Consider the following 19,526-nt stretch of genomic DNA (forward strand, 5'->3'; position numbering starts at 1 on the left):
GTGCGCACCCGCGACCTGGGCCACCTCGACCCGGGCGGCAAGCCGGACAAGCGCCTGCTGTCCACCGAGACGTGAGGAGAAAGCCGTGTCCACCGAGGTTTCGACGGAGTGCCTGGTCATCGGAGCCGGCCCGGCGGGGCTCCAGGCGTCGTACCTGCTCTCCCGCGCCGGGCGGGACCACCTGGTGCTCGACGCCGGTGACGCGCCCGGCGCGTTCTTCACCCGCTTCCCCCGGCACCGCACCCTGATCTCCATCAACAAGGTGCACACCGGCTGGGACGACCCCGAGCTGAACCTGCGCACCGACTGGAACTCGCTGCTGACCGAGGAGTCGTCGCCGCTGTTCACCGAGTACACGCCGCGCTACTTCCCGGCCGCCGACGACATGCTCCGCTACCTGGCGGACTTCGCCGCCCGGCACGAGCTGCCGATCCGCTTCGGCACCCGGGTCGTGTCGGTGACCCGGCCGGACGACTTCGTGGTCCGCGACCAGCACGACAACACCTACCGGGCGAAGCGGCTCGTCGTGGCCACCGGCGTGTCCCGGTCGTACGTGCCGCCGATCGACGGGGTGGAGCACGCCGAGCGGTACGACGAGGTGTCGGTGGACCCCGCCGACTTCACCGGGCAGCGGGTGCTGATCATCGGGCGCGGCAACTCCGCGTTCGAGACCGCCGACAACCTCGTGGAGACCGCGGCGGTCATCCACGTCGCGGGCCCCGGCTCGCTGAAGCTGGCGTGGCAGACCCACTTCGTCGGCCACCTGCGCGCGGTCAACAACAACTTCCTCGACACCTACCAGCTCAAGTCGCAGAACGCGGTGCTGGACGGCCGGGTGCTGGCCATCAAGCCCGACGGCGACGGGTTCCTGGTGCCGGTCAGCTTCGAGCGGGTCGACGAGCGGGTGAAGGAGATCCGCTACGACCGGGTGATCCTGGCGACCGGGTTCCGGTTCGACGCGTCGATCTTCGCGCCCGAGTGCCGGCCGGCGCTGACCATCAACGACCGCTTCCCGGACCAGACCGCGGCCTGGGAGTCGGTGAACGTGCCCGACCTGTTCTTCGCCGGCACCATCACGCAGGCCAGGGACTTCAAGAAGTCGACCAGCGGGTTCATCCACGGCTTCCGGTACGGGGTGCGGGCGCTGCACCGCATCCTGGAGCACCGCTACCACGGCGTGCCGTGGCCCGCCCGGGACCTGGCGCCCACCGCGGGCGCGGTCGTCGACGCCGTGATCGAACGGGTGAACCGCACCTCCGCGCTGTGGCAGATGTTCTCGTTCCTGGCGGACGCCGTGCTCGTCGGGCCGGACGGGTCCACCCGCTACGCCGAGGAGGTGCCGGTCGCCCACCTGCACGAGGCGGTCGCGCGGGGCGACTTCGGCGAGGTCGACTCCTACCTGGCGGTGACGCTGGAGTACGGCGCGGACCACGACCGGATCAACCCGTTCGACGTCACCGCGGGCCGCAACTCCCAGGACAGCACCAGCGGGCTCGACGGCCGCTACCTCCACCCGGTGGTGCGGCACTTCCGGGGCGGCGAGCTGCTCGGCGAGCACCACCTCACCGAGAACCTGGAGAACGAGTGGGACAGCGAGGAGGTGCACCGCGCGCCGCTGCTGGCGTTCCTGGGCGACCGGCTCGCGCCGACCGCCGCGGGCACGCGGTGAGCGCCGTCCTGGCCGAGCTGCACGACAGGGCCCGCGCGGTGCTCGACCCGGTGCACTACGACTACTACGCGGGCGGTGTCGGCGACGAGACCGCGCTCGGCGAGAACGAGGCGGCGTTCCGGCGGCTCGCCCTGCTGCCGAGGGTGCTGCGCGGCGCGGAGACCCGCGACCTCGCCGTCGACCTGCCCGGCGGACGCCTGGCGCTGCCGGTGCTGGTCGCGCCGACCGCCTTCCACCGGCTCGCCCACCCCGGGGGCGAGCCGGCCACGGCGCGGGCGGCCGCGGCGGCGGGGACGGTGCTGGTGACCGGCGTGGCCGCCACGGTGGCGGTCGCCGAGGTGGTGGCGGCGGCGCGGGCCGTGGACCCGGGCGCGTCCGTGTGGTTCCAGCTCTACCCGCACCCCGACGAGGACGTGACGGCGTGCCTGGTGCGGCGGGCGGAGCGCGCCGGCTGCACGGCCCTGGTGGTGACCGCCGACTCGCCGGTGTTCGGCAGGCACCGCCGCGACGCCGAGCACGGCTTCCACGACCTGCCCGCGGGGCTCGCGGCGGAGAACATGCGGGACGTGCCCGGCGCGCCGCCCGGTGGCACGCGGGACATCGGGATGTCACCGGCGGCGTCGTGGGCGCACCTGGACCGGCTGCGGGAGCTGACGTCGCTCCCGGTGTGGCTCAAGGGCGTGCTGCACCCCCGGGACGCGGTGCTCGCGGTCGAACACGGCGCGGCCGGGGTGGTCGTGTCCAACCACGGCGGCCGGCAGTGCGACGTGGCGCCCGCGGCGATCGAGGCGCTGCCCGCCGTGGTGGACGCGGTCGCCGGCCGGGTGCCGGTGCTGCTCGACGGCGGGGTCCGGGGCGGTGGCGACGTGGCCGTGGCGCTGGCGCTCGGCGCGGCTGCCGTCGGCGTGGGCAGGCCGGTGCTGTGGGGTCTCGCCGCGGACGGCGAGGCCGGGGTGGCGCGGGTGCTGGACGTGCTGCGCGACGAGGTCGACCACGTCCTGGCGCTGTGCGGCGGGCGTGACCTCGCCGACCTCACCCGCGACCTGGTCGTGCCGCGCGGGACGGGGGTGTTCGCGCGGTGTGGGTGACCGGGTTGCTCGCCGCCGCGGTGGTGCTGACCGCGCCGCGCTGGCTGCCGGCGCGGGTGGTGGCCCTGCGCGTCAAGGTGTTCGAGAAGGTCAACGGGGACGACGCCGTCACGTTCCCGAACGCGCGGGTCGGGGCGGACCGGTTCCTGGAGGTCTACGGCCACCCCGCCGCGAACGGCCGCAGCCGCGGCGCCGGGCTCTCGGACCTGTTCTGGTACTGGCTCTCCCCCGGCCCGGAGGTGCACCAGGAGCACCTGGAGGAGGGACCGCGCTACGACGACGTGGCCCGCACGACGCGCACCCTGCTGTCCGGGCCGGGTGACGCGCTGTCCGCGGCGGCGGCCCGCTGCGCCGGCCGGGTGCTCGACGAGCTGGTCACCGGCCGGGTCACCGCGGTGCGGCTGCGCGACCTGATGCTGCCGGTGTGGGCGGAGTACTTCCACGAGGTGGTGTTCGGCGAGCCGGGCACGCGCGAGGCGCGGGACCTGGTCGTGGGGCACGCCCACGACGTGGTCACCTCGCTCAAGTGCACGGGCCTGCGCCACCCGGCGCGGCGGGCCCGGCTGACCCGCTACCTGACCCGGCGCGTCGAGGCGGGCGACGTGCGGCGACCGCTGCCCGCGTCCCTCACCCCCGCCGAGCGGGTGCACTACCTCCAGGGCACGTTCTTCAACACGGCCGTGGTCCAGATGTCCGAGGCGATGGCGCACCTGCTGCTCGTGCTGGCACAGCACCCGGACGTGGCGGCCCGGCTCGCGGCCGACCCCGACGACGACCGCTACTTCGCCCACGTGCTCGACGAGACCCTGCGGCTCTACCCGCTGTTCGGCATCGCGCACCGCATCGCCACCGCCGACATCGAGCTGGACGAGCGCACCACGCTGCCCGCCGGTTCGGTGTTGTGCTTCAGCTACCCCGACTACCACGCCACCGGCCACGACCGCCCGGAGGTGTTCGACCCGAGCCGGTGGGAGCGCGTCCCGGCCCGGGAGGCGCACCACATCCCGTTCGGCGTGGCGGCCAACCGCCCGTGCCCGGCGTGGCGGCTGTCCCCGCTGGCGCTGCGGGCGGCGACCGGCGAGGTGCTGCGGCGCTTCACGCTCCACTCCACGGTGAGGCACACCCGGTCGCTGCCGAACCGCGGCCCGTGCCTGCTCGTGCGGGTCGGCGAGCCGCTGCCGCCGCGTCGCCTGGCCGTGCTCGGCGCGCTGCTGCGCGTGCGGGACCGGTGGGAGGACGTGTGGCTCAGCGCGGTCCAGCTCGTGCTCGGCACGGTCATGGTCCTGCACGCCCGCAGGCTCCGCCTGGCCGGCCGCTACTTCGACAGCCCGGGGTGCCCCCGACCCCCTCACATCCAGGAGACCACCCAGTGAACCAGATCGAGTTCGCGTTGCGCGTGTTCGCGGCGCTGGCGGCGGTGCTCGCCGCGACCACCCTGTGCGGGCGCCTCGCCATGCTGGTCCGGCAGCCCAGGGTGGTCGGCGAGATGGTCGCCGGCGTCCTGCTCGGACCGGCGCTGCTCGGCGCGGTCGCGCCCGGCGTGCAGGCCCAGCTGTTCCCCGCGGACGTCAAGGGCGTCCTGTACGTGCTGAGCACCATCGGCCTGACGTTCTACATGTTCCTGGTCGGGGCCTCCCTCGACCACGGCCTCACCGGTGGGTCCAACATGCGGAGGGCCACCGGGCTCGCCGTGTCCGGCATCGTGCCGACGTTCGCGCTGGGCGCCGGGGCGGCGCTGCTGTTCTTCGGCTCGCTGAGCGTCGAGGGCACGAGCAAGTGGGAGTTCATGCTCTTCGTCGGCGGGGCGCTGTCGATCACCGCGTTCCCGATGCTGGCGCGCATCCTCCAGGAGCGCGGGATCGCCAACACCCCGATCGGCGGCCTGACCCTGGTCGCGGCGGCGATCGACGACGCGGTGGCGTGGGTGCTGCTGGCGGTGATCATCGCCGTGGGCACCGCCAGCGGCCCGCTCGACGCGCTGGACACGGTGGCGGGCGCGGCCGTGTTCGCGCTGCTGATGCTCACGGTGGGGCGGAGCCTGTTCGCCAGGCTGGGGCAGCGGGTCGAGCGGCAGGGCCGCGTGAGCCGCGACGTGATGGCCCTGATCCTGTTCGTCGTCCTGCTGGCCGGGTGGTTCACGGACTACATCGGGGTGTTCTCGGTGTTCGGCGGTTTCATCACCGGTCTGGCGATGCCGCAGTCCGCGCTGGTGCGGAGGGAGCTGGAGACGCGCCTGACGGACCTCAACTCGATCCTGCTGCTACCGGTGTTCTTCGCCTTCAGCGGCTTGAACACGGAGGTGTCGGGCTTCGGCGCGGGAGGCGCCCTGTGGCTGCCGCTGGTCGTCATCATGGCGGTGGCGTTCGCGGGCAAGTACCTGGGCTGCGCGGCGGTGGTGCGGGCACAGGGCTTCTCGTGGCGGTACGCCTCGGCGGTCGGGGGGTTGATGAACGCGCGCGGGCTGATGATCCTGGTGTTCATCAACATCGGCTTGGCGTACGAGATGGTGACGCCGGAGCTGTTCGCGATCCTGGTGGCGGTAGCCATCGTCACGACGGCTGCCGCGATGCCGATCTACCGGGCCTCGCTGCCGGATGGGATGGACCAGGAGGCGGTGGGGGTCCAGCCCGTGGCGCCCAAGGTGAGCACGAGGCGGTGAAGGCAGGACCGCCAAGCCGCGCCGGCTTGGCGGTCCCACTTCCCGGGTAGTCACCAGGTCGCAGTCCTGCACAAAATCCGGCCATCGGGGCCAAGGAGTCTTGATCGCCTCCAACACCACACGGTCGCCTACTCGACCGTAAGGTAACGACCTCGTCGGGAAACCAGGCGATCCTCATGCAGGAGCACATCTTCAAGGTCTCCGACACTCGCATCCGAGTATCGGAAGATGAAGTGCTCCGCAAAGGTCAGCAGGTCCCGGAGGTCTCCGTCTTCATCCACTTCAGAATTGTTTCGGAGATGGGTTTGGTCGAGCCGTCAGCCATCAACACCAGCGTTTCGGCTAAGAAGTTGCGCCGCTTGGCCGGACAACTTCCGCCGCCGAAGAACAGCTTTTCGAACTTCGCCATCACCGCGCGCCGGATCCAAAAGGAAATCCTCGGTCATAGGTTGTCCGGCGGAAACAGCCGGAAGCTCACCGCCGAGAATTCGCCACTCCGGAGAACGTTACGTTATCGACCCTGCACCAGACGCACCAGAAGCACGCATAGCTTGGAACAGATCTTCTTTCATCACCACCGCCACACCGCAGGTCCCGTTGCCAGCGTTGCCAAAGCGGTTTTCGACGTCACCCCGGACGGGGTGCGGGAGGTGGCGTCGCGCCGTGCAATGACCGCGCACGCGAGCACCGTTCCACTCACCAGTCCACGATCACGTGGTGGGGCCCTCCAGGGTTCCTTGGAGGGCCCCACCGTCACCACTGCTCGATGAAGCGGCGGACACGTTCCCGGTGGTCGGCGATCCACCCGTCCTCCAGCGCAATGGGCACCCGAACCGTCACCATGGAAATCGACTCGTCCTCCACCACGACGTCCGGGCAGTCCCGTTCACCGTCGAGCTCGATGCGCACCGTGGGACCCGAGGTCTGCTCCATCCACGTGATGTCCTCCCCGCGCTCCAGCTCCTCCAGCGCCCGGGACCACGCCTCGACCTTCTCGCGGGACAACATCAGCAAGGTGCCACCCTTGACGAACATGCTGGTCACCGCGATCTCAGCCTCCCAGAAGGCGCCATCGTCGACCGACTTCACGATGACCCTGACCTCATTTTCCCCATCGGTCAGCCGTACCAGCTCGAACGGGAACATGTCACCCATCCTCTCACCCGACGAGGAACTGGGCCGAAACGGACCAGCCGTCGTCGTCGAAGGCACTGATGTCCACCCGGTACGGGACGTTTGCTCCCGGCAGGTACCGCGGTGCCGCTTGGAACAGCACGGTGTTCCCGCTGGCCACGTGCGCGGCGATGGAGTCCCCGAAGGCCGCCATCGCGCCGTTGTCCACCTTCGAACTGGTTCGGACGATGTTCGCCGCAACCCGGCCGTCACCACCCAACGACTTGGGCAGCAGGTGCCCCCTCGTGTGGCCCGGGGTGTTCTTCACGAAACCAGGGGGGATGATCCGGCGGCTGGGCTTGGTACCCGTGCCCAGATCTGCTGGCGTGACGATCGCCATCACGCCGGTCCGGCGCCCGTCGTCGAGCACCTCCCCGTAGTCGACATCGCAGTTGTGGACCAGGACCGACGCAACCCCTACGACGACGTAGTAGGTGTGGATGCCGCTGACGGTGAGGTCGTAGACCGGTTCGTAGTGCCTGTAGCGGTCGATGTCGGAGACGGCCGGTGAGGTGCCGTCGACAGAAGTGAGCCGCTGACCCGGTCGCAGGTCGCCGATGTTGACGAAGCGGCCTTCGGCTTCGACCCAGACCGGGTGCCAAGAGGTGGCGTCCACGCTGCTGGTGGCGCCGTCGTCGGCACGCACGGTCAGGCGGGTCATGTCGCCTTCGTCGTCGTGGACGAAGGTGGCCACGACCTCGCGGTCCGTGGTCTCGCCCGTTTCGGGATCGGTGGCCTTGACCTCGTCGCCTATCTCCACCTCGGAGATCGGCTTGGTCGAACCATCGGCCATCAACACCGGGGTCGCGGCCACGAAGCTGTTGCAACCCTTTTTCTGGAACCGGTTGGCGACCCTCTCCTGCGCCCGTGCTGCGATGGCCCCGACCCGGTTCAAGATCCCCCGGGCGTTGTCGACGATCGACGACAGGCTCGCCACGGCCTTCACAGCCTTGTAGCCGGCCTCCAGGATCTTGGCGGCCTTGGCCCACGGCACGAGGTTGGCCACCAGTCCGGCGCAGCCCCAGATGTCGCCCTTGGTGAAGCAGTCGACGATGTCGTTCCAGCCGGAGATGTCCCGGATGACCTCCCAGGCCACCTCCTTGACCACGTCCCACTTCGTCTTGTGGGCATCGGCCAACGCCTGCTGGTACGCCTCCCACGGAATACCCGCCTCGGCCGCGCCCTGCCTCGTCTCCTGGTCGACGATGGCTGCTTGTTGTTGGGCGCCGCGAGCAAGCGCCTGGTAGGTCTTCTTCTCCTCCTCCCACATCGGCCCGTGGATGCTGTACTCCTTGGACTGGCACAGCACTCCGTCGGGGCCGCAGTTGTCGATGATCAGGCCGGTGGGGTCGCTGAAGGTGACCGGGCTGTTGTTGGCGTAGGCGTAGCCGTTGAGCTGCTGCGGGTCGTTGTTGTCCAACACCGGGTCCACCGACAGGAACCGGCCCGAGGCGTTGTCGTACAGACGCGCCCCGACCTGCGTCAGCCCCGACTCGTCGTTGCGGCCGCCGACGAAACCCAGCCGGTCCGGCCACGACGGCGGCGCGGTACCACGCACAGCACCGTAAGGTGCTTGACGGCGTTGGGTGTCGGTCAACGCAGCGTCGGTGGCCACCGTGATCTGGTTGGTGCCCTGGTGGTCCGGGACCAGCCACTTCAGCCCCGACACGCTGTTGCGCACCGCCACCGCCTGCCCACCGTGGGAGTACCAACGGGTCCAGGTGGGCGTCGTGGTGCCGTTCTCCAGGCGGATCTCCTGGCCAAACACGTGCAGTGTGGTCGCCGAGGGCTCACGGCTGATCAACCGTGCACCGTCGGCGTCGTAGACGTAGCTGGACTCCTTGCCGTCCGGGTTGACGATCTTCGACACCCGGCCCTCGACGTCGTACTCCAGGACCTGTTCGTCGCCGCCGATCTTGCGCGTCTTGGTGCGGCCTGTGTTGTCGTAGGTGAAGGTGTCCAGCGACGTGCCGTTGGGGCCGGTCGTGGTCACCGCGGACGCGGCGTGCGGCTGCGGACCGCCGGCGGCCGGATAGGTGGTGGTGCGGACGGTGTTGCCGGAGGTGGCGTGCTGGGTCTCGGTGAGGCGGTTGCCGGTCTTGTCGAACGTCCACGAGTGCCAGTACGGGGCCGCGCCGCCCAGGGTGGCGGCCGACTTGGTGGTGGCGCAGTTGCCGGAGGCCGGGGTCCACGCGTCGGTCATGCGGCGCAGGTGGTCGTAGGCGAAGCACTGGATGTCCGGGACGCGGTTCTCCGGCGTGTCCGCGATCTTGGTGATGTTGCCGGCCGGGTCGTAGGTGTAGGCGCGGTCGGCCAGCTCGCCGTCGGTGGTGGTCTGCCGCTCGACGATGAGGCGTTCCGGGCGGCGGGTGCCGGTCTCGTAGAAGTTGGTCACCGCGACGTTCTTCACGCCCTCCGCGGCGCTGCCGTATTGCAGGCGCAGAACTTCGCCGAAGCTGGAGTAGCCGGTGATCGAGACGTACTCGTCCTTGCCGGTGGTCCTCTCCAGGGTGCCGTTGGCACTGTTGTACGACGAGACGATCGTCTCGGCCGGGACGACGACCTGGCCGCCCGAGCTGACGGCGACGTAAGTGGTGTCCTTGGGCTTGCCGGTGTAGGTGTAGTTCTGGCTGACCTCGTAAGTGGCGGCCTGCACGCCGGGTGAGGCGGGGATGACGAACTTCTGGCCGGTGGGTCGTCCGGCTTCGTCGTAGCCGGTGACGTACTTGTGGTAGACGAGGTTGCCGTCGTACCGCTTGGACGACTTCACCATGCCGATGCCGCCGAGCGCGGTGTCGCACTCCCACGAGGCCAGCCTGGTCCCGGTCAGCGAGCCCTGGTGCTTGGCGGTCAGGCGGCCGAGCCTGGCGTAGGCGTAGGCGTAGGCGTAGGCGACGGTGCGGCCGCGCAGGTCGTAGGTGTAGCGCCAGGTGTGGTTCGCCGGATCGACGAGCGCGGTGAGCAGGCCGGCGGCGTTGTAGGTGTACTGCCGCTTCTCGACCGTGCGGCCCTGGGCGTCGTTGATCACGGTGGTGGCGGTCCCACCGGGCGGCGGGGTGGTGTGCACGCGGTCGCCCTCGTAGGAGGCGATCGTGCTCCACTGCTCCACGGCGAACTTGCGGTACGTCGCCCGGACCGGCCGCTCCATGCCGTCGTGCTGGGTGGCGGTCTGGTTCGGGATGTCCACGTCGTACGCGCCGGCCAGGGTTCCGAACGCCGCGCCTCCGCCCCGATCGGTACGGGAGTCCGCGCACGACCGCAGCGGTCCGACCCGACGATCGGCCCCGGCCGCCACCACCTATAGTTCGCCCGCCGCATTCATCCGGGGGGAACCATGAGAACCACCGTTGCGCTCTACGCTGCCCTGCTCACGATCACGGCCGGCTGCTCGAGCGCGCCGCAGGCCGCACCGCCGTCGAGCGCCGCGCCGACCACGACCACCACGACCACCACCAGCGCCCCGAAGACGCCCGACCCCGCGCTCATCGAGCCCCGGCTCCTCAGGGCGCACGTCCCCGACGACCTGTTCGCCTCGCTGGGCTACAGCCCCAGGAAGGCCTCCGAGCAGATGAACGGCTCGGTCGTGATGTGCCCGGAGAGGCTGCCGACCGACGCCGCCAGGTCCGCGACCAAGCTCTACAGCAGCTGGGTCAACAAGGCCGCCTTCTCCCAGATCTACCAGTTCCGCTTCTCCTACCACACGTTCGACGCCGCGGCCGAGACCGTGCAGCACGCCCGCAAGGTCCTCGACTGCGAACCGTTCATGTTCGGCGACGAGGGGCCCTACACCCCGGAGAAGGAACTCGTCCTCCCGCCGTTGGGCGCCGACGCCCAGTTCGCCGCCTGCTACACCTACGAACTGATGCGGATCTGCCAGCTGGTCATCAGCAAGGACGACCTCCTGTCCAGCATCTTCTTCTACGGCCCGCAGACCGCCGATTCGGCGGGCATCCTCGAGAAGGTCGGACAGGCCGCGGTGCCGCTGATGACCGACTGACCGTCGTCGGACGCGGGATCCCGGCGGTGACGGGCGGCGGTCAAACCGCCGCCTCAGCCGCACCCGGAACCGCCCAGTCGGACAGGTTCCGCCCACCCGACGGGGTAGCGTGAGCCGTGCTCGACGACCTGGACTACTCCCCGCTCACCGCCCCGGTCGACCCGGCCGCGGCACTGGCGCACGCGAAAGCGAACGGCGCCCGCCCGGCCGGTGACGTGGCTTGCTGCGCGTTGTTGTCCGCCCTGGCCGCCGCCACCTTCTCCGGTCTCTTGAGCGTCCCGCTCAGCATGTACCTCGACGACGCCTACCCGGACGGCGGCGTGGGCGTCCGCCTGCTCGGGTTGCTGCCGCTGGCGATCGGCCTCGGGCTGGTCGTCCCGGTTGTCCTCCTGGTCCGCAAGAGCGGTCGGCAGGAACGGGTCAACCACTACCGCATCATGCAGTTCGCCGCCCGGAACGACATGGGTTACCGGATGAAGGTCAAGGACCCGGAGCACCCCGCCGGGATCTTCGACATCGGCATCAACCGCTGCGCCGTCGACGTCGTCACCATCGAAGACCCACGTCCGATGGAGATCGGCCAGTACGGCTACTCGGCCGGCTACCGCAACGGGGAACCGCACCGCTGGGGCTACGCGACCACGCCTCTCGACGCCGACCTGCCCCACCTGGTGCTGAAGTCGCGGACGAAACGCATGGGCGCCATGGTCGAGTCCGGCAAGGACCCCCTCGGGCAACCCGACCTGCACGGCCCCGGCACCGAGGCGTTCAGCGTCTCCGGACCGTTCGGCAGGGCCGGGGAAATCCAGGCCCTGCTGGACCGCACCCTCTTCTCCCCCGACCTCCTGGCCCGGTACGCCGAACTCCCGGTCCACATCGAAATCGTCGAGAACCGCCTGTACTTCTTCTCCCCCGAGCCGCTGTCCACCACCGACCCGGGCACTTGGCGCCGGATCCTCGCCCTGCTCGCCGACACCGCAGTGCGCCTGGAGTCCTGAGCGCGGCCCGCCGGAAGCGAACCCGTTGTGCGGTCTCCCGCAAGAGAGACCCTTCCCTGCCCAACCGCCTACCGGACACCGAAGTCCTGCGCCCAGTACCCGCCGTGCCGAGCTGTTCGTCCACGTCCGGATCGCACCCGCAGCCATCCGGCGTGGTCGGCGAGGAGTCGCCCACTTCCCCGACTAACGCCAGGCGGTGCTGCGGGAGGTGCCGACAGAGCGTTTGAGCTTACTCCGCATCGACACCCCCAATCAGGACGACGATTTCCGAAGGCGCTTTCGTCGCGTTACCATATATTTTAACCATGTTCACTCCACCGTCGACCGGGATTACCAAGGAGAACGACTCGTCGGGTTCGTACAAGTGAAGAGACAACGAGGGGAATCCATGGACCCCTTCGTGCAACAGGGACGCCCCGGAGGACATGGACCCCCCTTCGGCGACGATTACCATGATCATCCCCATTGCGGCGTCCTGGACACCGATGTAGAGAGAATCCGTACCGGCGTGCACGATCTCCACCGCCGGGTCCCAGTCACCGTGCGAGTCCACGCTGTCGCGATCCGCTACGACCAGGAGCCCGTAGGGACACCTACCCACGACCGCACCGACGATGGATTCGAAAATCCCGATTTCACTTCTTATCGAATTTTTCACGCACCCTCACGTTCTTTCCGACTCTGCATCCAGGTCAGACATAGAGGGCACGCGCTTATGCAGTTCAACCATGGCGACTGCAACCGCCTCTTCGACTACCACTCACAGCCCCTGGTAAGTTTTGCCATTCCGAACGGAATCGCAAGGCGCCACAAAAACAGGTCGTACTGCTTCACCAGCCACTCCTCTGCCCCCGTCAGACGCGGGCATGGCGCGCAAGTTAGCAGGCGCCACCGACAGTTCAGGGCGTGGCGGCCAAGGCCGTCGGCAGGTCCGGGTAGAGGTCGAGCACCTGGTCCAGTCGGGCGGCGCGCAGCGCTCTCAGGGGGCTGCGCGCCGGGGCCACCACGCGCAGCGGGGTCGACCGGTCCTCGCCCAGCCGGTGGTGTTCGACCAGCAGGGCCATGCCGATCGAGGCGAAGAAGCCAACGTCGGTCAGGTCGACCACCACGGGCACGGCCCTCGCCTCGGCGAAGGCGGCGGCCACCTCGTCGCGGAGCAGCGACACGTTCGTGCCGTCCACTTCGCCGTGCGCGCTCACGACCACCGCGTCGTCCCGGTGCTGTCGCTCCACCCGCAACTGCTGGTCGCGGGGTTCCCTGTCGGTCACCGCATCGCCTCCTCATACGGGCCGCGCCGGGATCGCCGGGCGGTCCTCGCCCCGGGTGGCTTCCCCGCACCGGCGCCTCTCATGCGGCCGGCCGCGGCCCACCCGGTTCTGTGCGACTCTGGAAGTCCGACGAATTTTACGGGGAGTGCGGCGAACGTGGTGATCTTCGGCTTGCGGACCAAGGTCTTCGTCCTGGCGATGCTGACGCTGGTGTGCCCCCGGTGCGGCAACCCGGCGGCGCACCCGCTGCACCGGGCGGTCACGAAGTTCTCGCTGTTCTTCGTCCCGCTGTTCCCGGTGCGGACCAGGTACACGACGCAGTGCACCTTCTGCGGCTTCACCAACCGCCTGGCCAAGGACCAGGCCGACCACCTGCTCCGGCAGGCCCGGGTGAGCGGGCAGCCGCCCCTGGCGTGACCGACGACACCGCGACCGAGGACACCTCACAGCCGGTCAGGCGCCGGTCGGCCGGACCCACAGCAGGTGGCTGACCACCGGTTCCCCGTCGGCCAGGGCGCGGGCCGCGCGTTCGACCTCCACGTCGACCGCCGTGCCCCGCTCCAAGTGCTGGCGCAGGTGCTCGTGCCAGGTGGCGACGGTGAAGGTCTCCAGGAACAGCTCGGGGTCCTCGGAGTCGCGGAACAGGCCCCACAGGGTCGCGCCGGTGCGCCTGCGGGACCGCTCGACCTTGCGCATGGCCTCGGCGAACCCGGCCGCCCGCTCCTCCGGCACGCGCCACCGGACGGTCACCAGCACCGGGCCCGCGTCGGTGTCGGTCACCTCGGGCGGCGCGTCCCACAGGCTCGCGGGCGAGGTGTCCAGGGCGCGGTCGGTCAGCGGCAGCAGCCGGGCGGCGACCAGGGCGACGAGCACCATCGCGCCGGCCGGGACGAGCAGCGCGGTCCGCACGCCCAGGGTCGAGGCGACCCAGCCCCAGACCACCGCGCCGAACGCCTGGCCGCCCATGAACATCAGCTGGTAGTAGGCCAGGGCGCGGGCCCTCGTCCACGCCGGGAGCAGCACCTGGGCGGTGGCGTTGAGGGTGGACAGCACGGCGATCCACGCCGTGCCGGTGAGGAGCATCGCGGGGACCGCCACGGCCATCGACCCGGTGAGCCCGGCCACGGCGGTGGCACCCGCGTACGCGAACGTCGCGAGGGTGACCAGCAGGTTCTTCCCGATCCGCCGCAGCAGCCTGGGCACCACGAACGCGCCGCCGATCGCCCCGACCCCGACGCAGCCGAGCAGCGTGCCGTAGCCGCCGGCGTCGAGCCCCAGCGGGCCGCGGGCGAGCGCGGGCAGCAGCGCCCACAGCCCGCTGCCGAACACGACGAACAGCACGCACCGCGCCAGCACCCGGGAGAACAGGGGCGAGCTGCGCACGTACCGGGCGCCGGTCCGCACGGCGGTGCCCACGTGCTCGGCGCCCAGCGGGCGGTGGTCGGACGGCCGCCGCCACCGCCACAGCACCAGCAGCACGCCCAGGAACGACACGGCGTTGAACGCGAACGTCGCCTCGGGCCCGACCGCCGCGATCAGCGCGCCGCCCAGCGCGGGCCCGACCGCGCGGCCGACGTTCATGTTCACCCCGTTGAGCAGCGCCGCCTGCGGGATCTCCTCGCGCGGCACCAGCTCGGGCTGGATCGCCTGGAACGACGGCATGGTCAGCGCCTGCCCCACGCCCATGAGACCGATCAGCGCCAGCAGCGTCACGGGCGTGGCCGTGCCGCTGCCGGCCAGCACCACCAGCGCCGCCGCGCCGACCAGCATCAGGCCCTGGCCGGCGATCAGCACGCGGCGCCGGTCGAGGATGTCGCCGATCGCGCCCGCCGGCACCACCAGCAGGAACACCGGCAGGGTGGTGGCCGCCTGCACGAGCGCCACCTGCAGCTCGCTGCCGCCCAGGTCGCCCATGAACCACTGCGCGCCGACGGTCTGCGCCCACGTGCCGATGTTGGACGCGAACTGGGCCAGCCACACCGCGCGGTAGGTGGCGCGGCGCAGCGGTGACCACGCGGACGGCGCCGTCACCCGCCCGTTCCCACTCGGTTCGCCCGCGTCACCACCAGCAGGTACCTCGGTGCCACCTCGCCAAACGCGCCGGCCCGCTACCTCCGGAGCAGGCGCGGGAGGAGGCGGCGGCGCACGGGCAGCCGCCCGGCGGCGGCGTCCGCGATGAGCGTGCCCACGGTCTCCCGGGAGCACGCCCGGTTCGCGCCGATGCCGCCGCTGGGTCCGCGCTTGGCCCAGCCGACGACGTAGGCGCCGGTCAGGCCCTCGACCCGGCCGCCGGTGTGCGGGATGGTGCCGGTGGCCTCGTCGAACGGGAGGCCGGGCAGCGGGGTGCCGCGGTAGCCGACGGCCCGCACGACCCGGCCCGCCGTGATCTCCGCGTCGCCGTCGGGCCCGGTGACGCGCAGGCCGCGCACCTCGCCGTCGCCCAGGACCTCGACGGGCGCGCTGTGGAAGCGGAGCACGATGCGCCGCCGGTCGGCCGGCGGGGGCGCGGACCAGTCCACGACCTCCCGCGCGACGCCCCGGAGCAGGCCCGCCTTGTCCGCCGGCGCGGCGGCGGCGATCGCGCGGGTGGTGCGCTCGTCCCTCGCGTCGACCACCACGTCCAGGTCGTCGCGCTCCAGCAGGGCCAGCAGCTCGGGCCGGGTGTACGCGGCGGCGTCCGGGCCCCGGCGCGCGAGCAGCACGACCTCGCGGACCTTGCTCGACCGGAGCCGGGCGAGGGCGTGCGGCGCGATGGACGTGCCCTCCAGGGCGGCCGGGTCGGTGGTGAGGATGCGCGCGACGTCCAGCGCCACGTTGCCGGTGCCGACCACGACGACGCGCTCGGCGGACAGGTCGACGGCGTCCGCCGGCACGTCCGGGTGCCCGTTGTACCAGGCCACGACGGTGGTGGCGGCGAGGCTGCCGGGCAGGTCCTCGCCGGGGACGCCCAGCCGGCGGGCGGCGGACGCGCCGACGGCGTAGACCACCGCGTCGTGCCGCGCGGCCAGCTCCGCCGCGGTGACGTCGCGGCCCACCTCGACGCCCAGCCGCAGGCGCAGCCGGGGGTGGGTGTGGAAGCGCGCGAACACCTCGCCGATCTTCTTGGTGGACGGGTGGTCGGGCGCGACGCCGTAGCGGACCAGGCCGCCCGCGACGGGCAGCCGGTCGATCAGGGTGACCCGGGCGTTGGTGTGCAGCAGCAGGTCCTCGACGGCGTACATGCCGGCGGGGCCGGTGCCCACGACCGCGACGTCCGGCGGCGCGAAGTCGGCCGGGATGGTGCGGCTGAACACCGGCGGGCCCCAGGCGTGGAAGTTCGGCGTCGGGTCCGCCGCCTCCGCGATCGGGTCGCGGTCCGCGTAGTGGTCGGCGTTGATCTTCGCGTAGACCTGGAGCGGCGCGGACAGGGCGTCCACCGGGAAGATCGCGTCGACCGGGCACGCGTCCGCGCACGCGCCGCAGTCGATGCACGTGCGCGGGTCGACGTAGAGCATCTCGGTGGTGCCGAAGTCCGGCTCGTCCGGCGTCGGGTGGATGCAGTTGACCGGGCAGACCGCGACGCAGGACGCGTCGTTGCAGCAGGTCTGGGTGATCGCGAAGGCCATGGCGTCAGATCAGGTTCGCGCGCTGGTAGATCCTGGTCGCGGCCTTGGTCAGCAGGCCCGCCGAGTCCAGGAACTCCATCAGGCCGGCGCAGCTGGAGCGCAGCATCGACTTGTGGTGCTCGTTGGCGCGGGCCTCGCGGATGGCGCGCTCCGGGTCGAGGCCCGCGTTGGCGTAGACCTTGTCGCTGACCATGCTGCTGACGATGGCGTAGGACGCGCCGGCGACGACGATCGCGTTGAACTGGCGGCGCAGCCACCCCGCGCCCCTGAGCCGCTCCCGGGTCTCCTCCCGGGCGAACTTCATGTGCCGGGACTCCTCGACCACGTGGATGTTGTTGATGGTGCGCACGAAGGGCACCACCCGCTCGTCGCGCATCCAGTCGCGCTGCATGACGTCGAGGACCTCCTCGGCGACCAGGATCGCCGCGTAGGCCGCCTCGCCGACCGCGAGGGTCTTGAACGCGCGGCCCAGCTCGACCACCAGGCGGCGCGGCCGGTACGCGGGGGCGCGCAGCTTCGCGGCGCCGCGCGCGAACATGATCGAGTGCCGGCACTCGTCGGCGATCTCGGTCAGCGCCCACTGGAACGCGGGGTCGGTCGGGTCCTTGGCGTAGAAGTCCCGCAGCACCATCTGCTGGAGGATCATCTCGAACCAGATCCCGGTGCTCGCGACCGACGCCGCCTCCTGGCGGGTCAGCTCGCGCTGCTGCTCCGGGGTCATCTCGTCCCAGTACGCCGTCCCGTACAGGGTGCTCCACTCGGGGCTGGTGCCGTGGTAGGCGGTGTCGAGCGGGGTCTCCCAGTCCACTTCCTGGACGGGGTCGTAGGACAACGCCTCGGACGAGTCCAGCAACCGGCGTGCGACGGCCTGGCGGTCGGACGTGCCCGCGTGGTCATGGGTGTCGACGCTGGTCATGGGTGGCTCCCTGATGACATGTAGATGTTACCCGGAGTTACTGATACCAACGGTAACAGAAACTTACCCGGTTCCGCGAGAGCCGAAACCGCTCGTCCGGCGGCGCGCTCCCCCGCTACGGTCGCGCCCGTGCACCACGAACACCCACTGGCCTACCTGATCGGCATCGAGGGCATCGCCCTGCTCCGGGCGTTCACCGGGCGCCACGACCGCGACTTCACGGCGGCACGGCTGGCCGAGGTGCGCCGACTGCTCGACGACGAGTCCTTGGCCCACGCCGGGGTGGACGTCGTCCCGGTCGACGCGGTCGAGGGGTACCGGGTGTGGCCGCGGACCTACGACCAGCCGGGCAACGGCGCGTTCGCGCTCGACGAGCCCGTGGTCGGCGACCTCCTCGACGCGCTGCCGGCGGGCGACGCGCTGGACGCCGCGTGCGGCACCGGTCGGTACGCGCGGATGCTCGCGGACCGGGGCCACCGGGTCGTCGGCGTGGACAGCTCGCCCGACATGCTGGCGCGGGCCCGCTCGCGCGTGCCCGAGGGCCGGTTCGCGCTCGGCGACCTGAACCGGCTGCCCGTGGGCGATGCCGCGGTGGACCTGGTCACCTGCGGCCTGGCGCTGACGCACGTCCGGGCGCTGGGACCGGTCTTCGCCGAGTTCGCCCGGGTGCTGAGGCCCGGCGGCCGACTGGTGGTCGCCGACGTGCACCCCGAGGCGGTGGGGCGCGGCTCGATCCCGTCCCACCGCGGCCCGGACGGGCAGGCGCGGCGGGTGGCCACTCATCAGCACCTCGTCGGCGACTACCTGCGCGCCGCACTGCCCGTGGGGTTGGAGGTGCGGCACTGCGAGGAGCCGCTACCACCGGTGCGGGAGGATGCGGTCGAGGACGCGGCCGCAGCCGAGGAGTCGGGGCTGCGGGAACCGCGGCCGAGGGAGCCGGGGCCGTGGGAGCTGTGGCCGTGGAGCCTGGCCGGGTTGGTGCCGGACGCGGCGCGGGCCGCCGGCGCCGGGGTGCCCGCATTGCTGGTCTGGCAGTTCGAGCGCCGGCCGGTCGGCGGTGGTCGCGAAGGTGGCGGGCAGGGAAGCGGTGCTCCGGTCAGTGGCGGTCCGGCAGGCGGTAGACCGACACGTGGGAGCGCGACTCGGCGGTGAACTCCGCGCCGCTCCAGTCCGCGTGCCTGCTCTCCAGCTCGAACCCCGCCAACCGGGCCATGAGGTCCAGCTCGGCGGGCCACGCGTAGCGGTGCGGGCTGCGGAACAGCCGGGTCTGCCCGCTCTCGTCGAACCGGAAGTGGTGCGAGACGACGTGCTGGCGCAGGACGTCGTAGACGTCCAGGCCGATGTAGCCGGGCTCGGCGTGCCACACCGTCGCCCGCTGACCCGGCGGGAGCTTGCGCAGCTCCGGCACCCACAGCTCGACCGCGAACCGGCCGCCCGGCACGAGGTGGCGCGCGGCGTTGCGGAAGCACTCGACCTGCTCGGCCTGGGTGGTCAGGTTGGAGATCGTGTTGTAGACCAGGTAGACCAGCGAGTAGGAGCCCGGCGCGACGGCGCTCGCCATGTCGCCGACGACCACCGGGATCGCCGACTCGTCCGCCTTCTCCCGCAGCCGGTCGACCATCGGGGTCGACAGCTCGATGCCGGTGACGGGGACCCCGCGCTCGGCGAGCGGGACGGCCACGCGGCCGGTCCCGATGGCGAACTCCAGCGCCCGACCGCCGGCCGCCAGCTCGGCGAGGCGGTCGACGGTCGGGGTCAGGACCTCGGGCGCGAACATCCCGGCGCCCGGGGTGTCGTAGTCCCGGGCGGCTTCCGCGTCCCAGATGTCCTCTTGGCGCACGGGCTCGACGATCACCGCGGGACCGCGCGTTGTCCAACGATTTCGCGGAGCGGGATCAGGCGGACGGCGCGCGGAAGTAGTGGCCCGCGTCGAGGTCGTCGACCAGGCCGGGCCCGGTCGGCCGCCACCCCAGCAGCTCGCGGGTGGACGCGCTCGACGCCTGGCCGTCGACCCCGAGGAAGTCCGCGAGCCAGCCGAAGTGCTCCGCCGCGCCCTCGGCGGGGACGGGCACCACCGGCAGGTCGAGGTGGCGGCCGATGACCTCGGCGACGGCGCGGAGCGGCACGCCCTCCTCGGCGGACGCGTGCAGCAC

The 19,526-nt window shown here is 71.4% G+C and carries 17 protein-coding genes and 1 pseudogene; 9 read left to right on the forward strand and 9 right to left on the reverse strand.

All coding sequences use genetic code 11. From position 1 onward, the window contains the following. Positions 1-85: 85 nt before the first annotated feature. The 5 genes from ACFV4N_RS16145 to ACFV4N_RS16165 all read left to right on the forward strand — a co-directional run bounded on the left by ACFV4N_RS16145 (position 86) and on the right by ACFV4N_RS16165 (position 6,186). On the forward strand, positions 86-1,669 hold the full coding sequence (locus ACFV4N_RS16145; RefSeq protein WP_499673309.1) for an NAD(P)-binding domain-containing protein: 1,584 nt from the start codon (positions 86-88) through the stop codon (positions 1,667-1,669). Next, entirely contained in the window at positions 1,666-2,757 is a 1,092-nt protein-coding gene (locus ACFV4N_RS16150) for an alpha-hydroxy acid oxidase (RefSeq protein WP_499673310.1), read from the forward strand. The genes ACFV4N_RS16145 and ACFV4N_RS16150 overlap by 4 nt, the downstream gene beginning before the upstream one ends. Beyond that, on the forward strand, positions 2,754-4,130 hold the full coding sequence (locus tag ACFV4N_RS16155; protein ID WP_499673311.1) for a cytochrome P450: 1,377 nt from the start codon (positions 2,754-2,756) through the stop codon (positions 4,128-4,130). Before ACFV4N_RS16150 ends, ACFV4N_RS16155 begins: the two co-directional genes overlap by 4 nt. Next, complete coding sequence (locus ACFV4N_RS16160) at positions 4,127-5,416, forward strand: cation:proton antiporter domain-containing protein (RefSeq protein WP_499673312.1); 1,290 nt, start codon at positions 4,127-4,129, stop codon at positions 5,414-5,416. The genes ACFV4N_RS16155 and ACFV4N_RS16160 overlap by 4 nt, the downstream gene beginning before the upstream one ends. A 176-nt stretch (positions 5,417-5,592) precedes the next feature. Continuing rightward, the gene (locus ACFV4N_RS16165; RefSeq protein ID WP_499673313.1) at positions 5,593-6,186 is read left to right on the forward strand and encodes a hypothetical protein; all 594 of its coding nucleotides are present in this window, start codon (positions 5,593-5,595) and stop codon (positions 6,184-6,186) included. Here ACFV4N_RS16165 and ACFV4N_RS16170 read toward each other — a convergent pair. Both ACFV4N_RS16170 and ACFV4N_RS16175 read right to left on the reverse strand, forming a co-directional pair. Continuing rightward, entirely contained in the window at positions 6,170-6,562 is a 393-nt protein-coding gene (locus ACFV4N_RS16170) for a DUF5959 family protein (protein ID WP_499673314.1), read from the reverse strand. The genes ACFV4N_RS16165 and ACFV4N_RS16170 overlap by 17 nt on opposite strands. Before the next feature lie 13 nt (positions 6,563-6,575). Beyond that, positions 6,576-9,776: an RHS repeat-associated core domain-containing protein gene (locus ACFV4N_RS16175; RefSeq protein ID WP_499673315.1), complete on the reverse strand. Its 3,201-nt coding sequence runs from the start codon at positions 9,774-9,776 to the stop codon at positions 6,576-6,578. Between the two features lie 147 nt (positions 9,777-9,923). Between ACFV4N_RS16175 and ACFV4N_RS16180 the strand changes: the two genes are divergently transcribed. Together ACFV4N_RS16180 and ACFV4N_RS16185 are read left to right on the forward strand one after the other, a co-directional pair. Continuing rightward, entirely contained in the window at positions 9,924-10,586 is a 663-nt protein-coding gene (locus tag ACFV4N_RS16180) for a hypothetical protein (protein WP_499673316.1), read from the forward strand. A 116-nt stretch (positions 10,587-10,702) separates the two neighbouring features. Beyond that, a complete protein-coding gene (locus ACFV4N_RS16185) occupies positions 10,703-11,584 on the forward strand; it encodes a hypothetical protein (RefSeq protein WP_499673317.1) in 882 nt (293 codons plus the stop codon). A 229-nt stretch (positions 11,585-11,813) separates the two neighbouring features. On the opposite strand, the gene ACFV4N_RS16190 is transcribed toward ACFV4N_RS16185, so the two are convergent. Both ACFV4N_RS16190 and ACFV4N_RS16195 read right to left on the reverse strand, forming a co-directional pair. Beyond that, a complete protein-coding gene (locus tag ACFV4N_RS16190; protein WP_499673318.1) occupies positions 11,814-12,242 on the reverse strand; it encodes a hypothetical protein in 429 nt (142 codons plus the stop codon). A gap of 241 nt (positions 12,243-12,483) precedes the next feature. Further along, positions 12,484-12,852 carry an STAS domain-containing protein gene (locus ACFV4N_RS16195; protein ID WP_499673319.1) on the reverse strand — a complete coding sequence of 123 codons (369 nt, stop codon included), beginning with the start codon at positions 12,850-12,852 and terminating at the stop codon, positions 12,484-12,486. A gap of 156 nt (positions 12,853-13,008) precedes the next feature. On the opposite strand from ACFV4N_RS16195, the gene ACFV4N_RS16200 reads away from it, so the two are divergent. Further along, entirely contained in the window at positions 13,009-13,269 is a 261-nt protein-coding gene (locus ACFV4N_RS16200; RefSeq protein ID WP_499673320.1) for a zinc-ribbon domain-containing protein, read from the forward strand. Positions 13,270-13,305: 36 nt separating this feature from the next. Here ACFV4N_RS16200 and ACFV4N_RS16205 read toward each other — a convergent pair whose 3' ends face one another. The 3 genes from ACFV4N_RS16205 to ACFV4N_RS16215 form a co-directional block, all read right to left on the reverse strand. Then, on the reverse strand, positions 13,306-14,883 hold the full coding sequence (locus ACFV4N_RS16205) for an MFS transporter (RefSeq protein WP_499673321.1): 1,578 nt from the start codon (positions 14,881-14,883) through the stop codon (positions 13,306-13,308). A gap of 77 nt (positions 14,884-14,960) precedes the next feature. After that, a complete protein-coding gene (locus tag ACFV4N_RS16210; protein ID WP_499673322.1) occupies positions 14,961-16,457 on the reverse strand; it encodes an FAD-dependent oxidoreductase in 1,497 nt (498 codons plus the stop codon). A gap of 4 nt (positions 16,458-16,461) precedes the next feature. Further along, a complete protein-coding gene (locus ACFV4N_RS16215) occupies positions 16,462-17,373 on the reverse strand; it encodes an AurF N-oxygenase family protein (protein WP_499673323.1) in 912 nt (303 codons plus the stop codon). Between the two features lie 129 nt (positions 17,374-17,502). On the opposite strand from ACFV4N_RS16215, the gene ACFV4N_RS16220 reads away from it, so the two are divergent. Next, complete coding sequence (locus ACFV4N_RS16220; RefSeq protein ID WP_499673324.1) at positions 17,503-18,525, forward strand: class I SAM-dependent methyltransferase; 1,023 nt, start codon at positions 17,503-17,505, stop codon at positions 18,523-18,525. On the opposite strand, the gene ACFV4N_RS16225 is transcribed toward ACFV4N_RS16220, so the two are convergent. Beyond that, a complete protein-coding gene (locus tag ACFV4N_RS16225) occupies positions 18,470-19,150 on the reverse strand; it encodes a class I SAM-dependent methyltransferase (RefSeq protein ID WP_499673326.1) in 681 nt (226 codons plus the stop codon). The two genes, ACFV4N_RS16220 and ACFV4N_RS16225, sit on opposite strands and share 56 nt — an antisense overlap. A 118-nt stretch (positions 19,151-19,268) precedes the next feature. Then, positions 19,269-19,526 (reverse strand): annotated as a pseudogene (locus tag ACFV4N_RS16230) (3-beta hydroxysteroid dehydrogenase); the annotation flags it as partial.

It is taken from the genome of Actinosynnema sp. NPDC059797 (assembly GCF_042732085.1).
In the GTDB taxonomy this organism is placed as follows: Bacteria; Actinomycetota; Actinomycetes; order Mycobacteriales; family Pseudonocardiaceae; genus Actinosynnema.